Source organism: Candidatus Caldatribacterium sp. (assembly GCA_014359405.1).
GTDB lineage: Bacteria > Atribacterota > Atribacteria > Atribacterales > Caldatribacteriaceae > Caldatribacterium > Caldatribacterium oleiphilum.
Window position 1 is genome coordinate 1 of record JACIZN010000128.1, and the last position, 4,939, is coordinate 4,939.

General features: G+C 55.3%; 6 protein-coding genes. All 6 read left to right on the forward strand.

Annotated elements, in window-relative coordinates; genetic code table 11:
* Positions 1-836: hypothetical protein (locus H5U36_08885; GenBank protein MBC7218231.1), on the forward strand; the 836-nt coding region annotated here is incomplete at its 5' end.
* Positions 833-2,482, forward strand: a complete 1,650-nt coding sequence (locus tag H5U36_08890; GenBank protein MBC7218232.1) for a glycosyltransferase family 39 protein — start codon at positions 833-835, stop codon at positions 2,480-2,482. The genes H5U36_08885 and H5U36_08890, both read left to right, overlap by 4 nt.
* Before the next feature lies 1 nt (position 2,483).
* Positions 2,484-3,455 carry a glycosyltransferase family 2 protein gene (locus H5U36_08895; GenBank protein MBC7218233.1) on the forward strand — a complete coding sequence of 324 codons (972 nt, stop codon included), beginning with the start codon at positions 2,484-2,486 and terminating at the stop codon, positions 3,453-3,455.
* Entirely contained in the window at positions 3,424-3,831 is a 408-nt protein-coding gene (locus H5U36_08900) for a GtrA family protein (GenBank protein MBC7218234.1), read from the forward strand. Before H5U36_08895 ends, H5U36_08900 begins: the two co-directional genes overlap by 32 nt.
* Positions 3,828-4,280, forward strand: a complete 453-nt coding sequence (locus H5U36_08905; protein ID MBC7218235.1) for a nucleoside deaminase — start codon at positions 3,828-3,830, stop codon at positions 4,278-4,280. Before H5U36_08900 ends, H5U36_08905 begins: the two co-directional genes overlap by 4 nt.
* 15 nt (positions 4,281-4,295) lie before the next feature.
* Positions 4,296-4,939 (forward strand): SDR family oxidoreductase (locus tag H5U36_08910; GenBank protein ID MBC7218236.1); only part of this gene is annotated, 644 nt, incomplete at its 3' end.

A 4,939-nucleotide genomic window follows, 5' to 3' on the forward strand; every position in this document is an offset into this window, starting at 1 on the left:
TTTTTGCCCTCTTTGCCCTGAACCCGGCGGTGGGTCTTGACTCGGCTCTCTGGGGCCAGGTGGACTCGGTTTTTGTTCTCCCCCTTTTCTTGGGCATCCTTTTCCTTGCAAAAGGAAAATTCGAGCTCTCTGCCCTCCTCTTTGCCCTTGCCCTCCTTATTAAACCCCAGGCCCTCATTTTTGCCCCTCTTTGGCTTTTTGCTCTCCTTGAAGAGAGAAACGCCTTTCTCTTTCTCCGGAGCATTGGCGCCGGCCTTTTGGCTTTTGTGGGGCTTTCTCTTCCCTTTTCCCTTCCTCGGGTCTTTGCCATATACCGGGGAGCAGTGGGAGCGTACCAGTATGCTACTCTCAACGCCTTTAACCTCTTTGCTCTCCTTGGGGGAAACTGGATGCCGGACACAGAGGAGGTCCTTTTCTTCTCTTTTCGGCAGTGGGGGTACATTGCCATTGGGGTGATTGTGCTCCTTTCAGCTCTTCTCTTTTTCCGAGAAAAAAGTGATGAGCGTTTCCCGCTTGTTGCCCTCTTTCTTGCCTTTTCGGTCTTCCTCTTTGTGCACCGGATGCACGAGCGGTACCTTTTACCTGCTTTGGTCTTTGCCCCCTGGTGGTACGTGTACCGGCCGGAGCAGAAAGTCCTGGCGCTCTTTTTGGGCCTGAGCGCCACCTTTTTCGTGAACGTGGGGTTGGTGCTCCTTTTCGCGTTCTATGGGACGTACCATTTTCCCCGGCACGATGTGCGTCTTATTCTTGTCTCTTTTGCGAACCTTGCGCTCTGGGTTTTCTTCCTTACTCTCCTTTTCGGGAAAAAGCATAGGGAGGAGAAGGGAATTCCATGAAGGGGAACCGAAGCTACCTGTTCGTTTTCCTTCTCTCGGCCTTCTTCTTTTTCCTTGCTCTCTTCCGTTTAGGGTCCCGGGAGGTTCCGAGGACCTACTGGGAGCCCCAGGGGAAAGGGGAGACTGTTCTTGTGGACCTTGGAGGAGTCCGCGAGGTTGGGAGGATTTCCTACTTTGTGGCCCTTACCCGAGGCGAGACGTACCTTCTTGAGCACTCCGAGGATGGTACGATCTGGGTAAAAGGACCAGAGCTCAAACCGGACTGGGTCTTCCGGTGGGAACACGTGGACGGACCCTTTAGGGCTCGGTACTTTAAGGTGGTGGCGGAAAGGCCCGGGGGGATGCTTGGAGAGATGGCCTTTTTCGAGGAGGGAGATCCTCGCCCTTTACCCCTTGCCTCTTATACCCCTGGTGGTGAGCCTCTTTTTGACGAGCAGCACACCGCTCAGTACGAGCGCTCGTACCTCACGGGAACGTACTTTGACGAGATCTACCATGCCCGTACTGCTTTTGAGCACCTCCACCGCCTCCCTCCTTACGAGTGGACTCATCCGCCTCTTGGGAAGCTCATTATCGCCCTGGGAATAGCTCTTTTTGGGATGAACCCCTTTGGGTGGCGGATCATGGGGGTAGTCTTTGGGACGCTTCTTGTCCCCGTGGTTTTCTCCCTTTCTCGGCTCTTTATGCGGGATACCTATGCCCTCTTTGCTACAGCGCTTTTCACTTTTGACTTCATGCACTTTGTCCAGGCCCGGATTGCCACCATCGATACCTATGTGGTCTTTTTCATCCTCTTGGCGTACCTCTTCCTCTTCCGGTACTTCCTGCGGGGGAGTGTCTCCTCCCTTTTCTTTTCAGGGCTTTTCTTCGGTCTTGGGGCTGCCACGAAGTGGACGGCGGTGTATGCCGGGTTGGGCATGGCGGCTTTGTTTTTTGCCTATCACTTGCGGGCGCTTAAGGAGGGTAAGGTGTCTTTTGAGATTTTTTCACGTCGCATCCTCCCTCTTTCGGTGCTCTTTTTCGTGATCATCCCGATTTGCCTCTACTTCCTCTCCTACATTCCGTACCTCCTTGTTCCTGGGTACTCCTTCCGGGATGTCCTCCGCTACCAGGTCTCCATGTACCGGTACCATCACGACCTCAAGGCTACCCATCCTTTCGCTTCCCCCTGGTGGGAGTGGCCAGTTATGGCCCGGCCCATCTGGCTCTACAAGGGGGAAGGGTTGCCAAAAGGGTACGTAGCGAGTATCGTTTCTTTCGGTAATCCTGCACTTTTCTGGGTGGGAGGGATTACGGTTCTTTTTGCCCTCGTAACACCAAAGTTTTGGCAAAGACAAGGGGTTTTGTGGATTCTCGTTGCCTTCTTTTCCCAGTACCTTCCCTGGATTTTTGTCCCCCGCATCACCTTTATCTACCACTACTACGGATGCGTCCCCCTTCTTGCGGTCCTCCTTGGGGTGTTCTTTGCCTGGCTTGAAGAAGAGAATCCTCGAGTTCGAATATGGCGGTGGTTACTCCTTGGGGGTGCGGTGGGGCTTTTCTTCCTCTTCTACCCTATTCTCTCCGGTTTCCCGGTGAGTAAGTTGTACGTTACTCGGTTTCTCCGCTGGTTCCCAACTTGGACCTTCTTCTCAGGGGGAGATTAGCATGGGAGAAATCCGTTTTTCGGTGGTCGTTCCGGTCTTCAACGAGGAAGAGGTTCTTCCTGAGACCTATCGCCGTCTCACGGCGGTTATGGAGGGGCTCTCGGCACCGTACGAAATTCTCTTTGTGGACGATGGGAGCAAAGACCGAAGCCCCGAGATTCTCGACGACCTCGCTCAAAAGGATTCCCGGGTACGGGTGATCCACTTTTCCCGGAACTTCGGCCATCAGGCGGCCATCACCGCAGGGATGGACTACGCCCGGGGAGAGGCGGTAATTGTCATCGATGCCGACCTCCAGGACCCCCCGGAGGTCATCCCAGAGATGGTGGCCAAATGGCAGGAAGGGTATGAGGTGGTCTACGGGAAACGGGCAAAGCGCGAGGGAGAGACTTTCTTCAAACGCTTCACCGCTTCTTTCTTTTACCGCCTCCTCCGCCTCATGACCGATGTGGACATCCCTCTGGACACGGGAGATTTCCGCCTTGTGGACCGCAAGGTCATTGAGGTGATGCGGATACTCCGGGAAAAGAACCGTTTCATCCGGGGTCTGGTGAGCTGGGTGGGGTTTCGCCAGACACCCTTGGAGTACGTGCGGAAGAGGCGCTTCGCGGGAACGACGAAGTACCCCCTGCGGAAGATGCTGAAATTGGCCTGGGATGGCATCACCTCTTTCTCAAACAAGCCCCTGAAGGTGGCAGCGTACCTCGGCTTCGCCCTCTCCCTTTTGAGCTTTGTCTATCTTCTTGTTATCGTCGTCTCGAAACTCTTGGGCAAGAGCACTGTCCCTGGCTGGGCCTCCATTGCAGTTATCAACCTCTTCTTCAACGGGATTATCCTCATCATCCTTGGGATTATGGGGGAGTACATTGGGCGCATCTACGATGAGGCGAAGGACCGTCCTCTCTACATTGTGGACCGGGTGAGAGGGTTTGAAAGGAATCATGAGGAGACCTCTTCGGGCTCTTCTTCTTGACTTCTGGCAGTTTGGGAAGTTTAGCCTTGTCGGTGTGGCCAATACTGCTATCGACTTTGGGGTGTTCATGGTCCTCCACGGGAAAGGGGGCCTGGGGTACTCGGTGAGCCAGGTGATTTCCTACTCCTGCGGGATGACGAATAGCTACCTCCTGAATAAGTTCTGGACTTTCCAGAGCCGGGGGAAAATTCGCCTTGCCGAGGTGGTGCGGTTTGTCCTTGTGAACCTCGCTGCCCTGAGCATTGCCCTTGGGATACTCTCCCTTCTTCGGGGGAAGTACGCCTGGGGGGCGGCAGAGAGTAAGTTCTTAGCGACCTTAGGGTCTTTGGGCGTGAATTTCTTGGGGAATAAGCTCTGGGTCTTTCGAGGGAAATGACGCAGGACGAGTTCTTCATGTCCCTGGCTCTCAAGGAAGCGGAACGGGCCTTTGCCGAAGACGAGGTCCCGGTAGGGGCTTGCATCGTGAAAGAAGGTGCCGTTTTGGCCTTGGGGCACAACCGCCGGGAAGGAGCCGATGACGTCACCGCCCATGCAGAAATTGAAGCCATTCGAAGGGCACAGAAAGTTCTCGGGGACTGGAGGTTAGAGGGCTGTACCCTGTACGTAACTTTGGAACCGTGCCTCATGTGCGCCGGGGCCATAATTCAGGCTCGTATTGCTCGACTGGTCTTCGGGGCATGGGACCCCAAGGGTGGGGTGGCAGGGAGCGTACTCAACGTTTTTGTTCCCGGTCTTTTCCCTCATTCAGTTTCTGTTGTTGGTGGGGTGTACGAGAGAGAATGCGGAGAGCTTCTTCGGCAGTACTTCCAGAGAAAGCGGAGGTAGGAGGGAGGGACTGATGTGGCGGGTGTCCAGGGACATGTGGCCCTTGTCACCGGGGGAAGCCGAGGAATTGGGAGAGCAATAGCCCTTTCTCTTTCCCAGGCAGGGGCAAAGGTTGCCGTCAACTACCATCGCCGTCGGGATGAAGCGGAAAAGACAGTTCTTGAGATTCGAAGAAATGGAGGCACAGCTCAAGCCTTCCAGGCCGATGTGGGGAATGCCCAGGAAGTGGAGGCCATGGTGCGGGCGATTCAGGAGACCTTAGGAGCACTGGATATTCTCGTGGCCAATGCGGGAATAGGGGACCCGAACTACCGGGGGGCCTGGAACCTCACCGAAGAAGAGTGGGATCGAATGGTAACGGTGAACCTCAAAGGGGTCTACCTTGTGGTCCGGGCAGTTCTGCCTTTCATGATGGAGAAAAAGTGGGGGAGAATTGTTGCAATTTCCTCAACCTCCGGTCTTACCGGAGGAACCTCGGGAATCCACTACGCCGCCGCCAAGGGTGGGGTTATCGCACTGTGCAAGGCCCTGGCCCGGGAATGCGCCCCCTTTGGGGTGACGGTGAACGTCATCGCCCCGAGCAAAATCGATACCGACCTTTTGCACTCGGTCACTCCCAGGGAGAAGATCCCCGAGCTCCTTGCCCAGATACCGGTGGG

What these genes read in the sequence shown, in the direction of transcription:
- H5U36_08890 (MBC7218232.1), top strand. Translation starts at nt 833, where the DNA reads ATGAAGGGGAACCGAAGCTACCTGTTCGTTTTCCTTCTCTCGGCCTTC.
- H5U36_08895 (MBC7218233.1), top strand. Translation starts at nt 2,484, where the DNA reads ATGGGAGAAATCCGTTTTTCGGTGGTCGTTCCGGTCTTCAACGAGGAA.
- H5U36_08900 (MBC7218234.1), top strand. Translation starts at nt 3,424, where the DNA reads ATGAGGAGACCTCTTCGGGCTCTTCTTCTTGACTTCTGGCAGTTTGGG.
- H5U36_08905 (MBC7218235.1), top strand. Translation starts at nt 3,828, where the DNA reads ATGACGCAGGACGAGTTCTTCATGTCCCTGGCTCTCAAGGAAGCGGAA.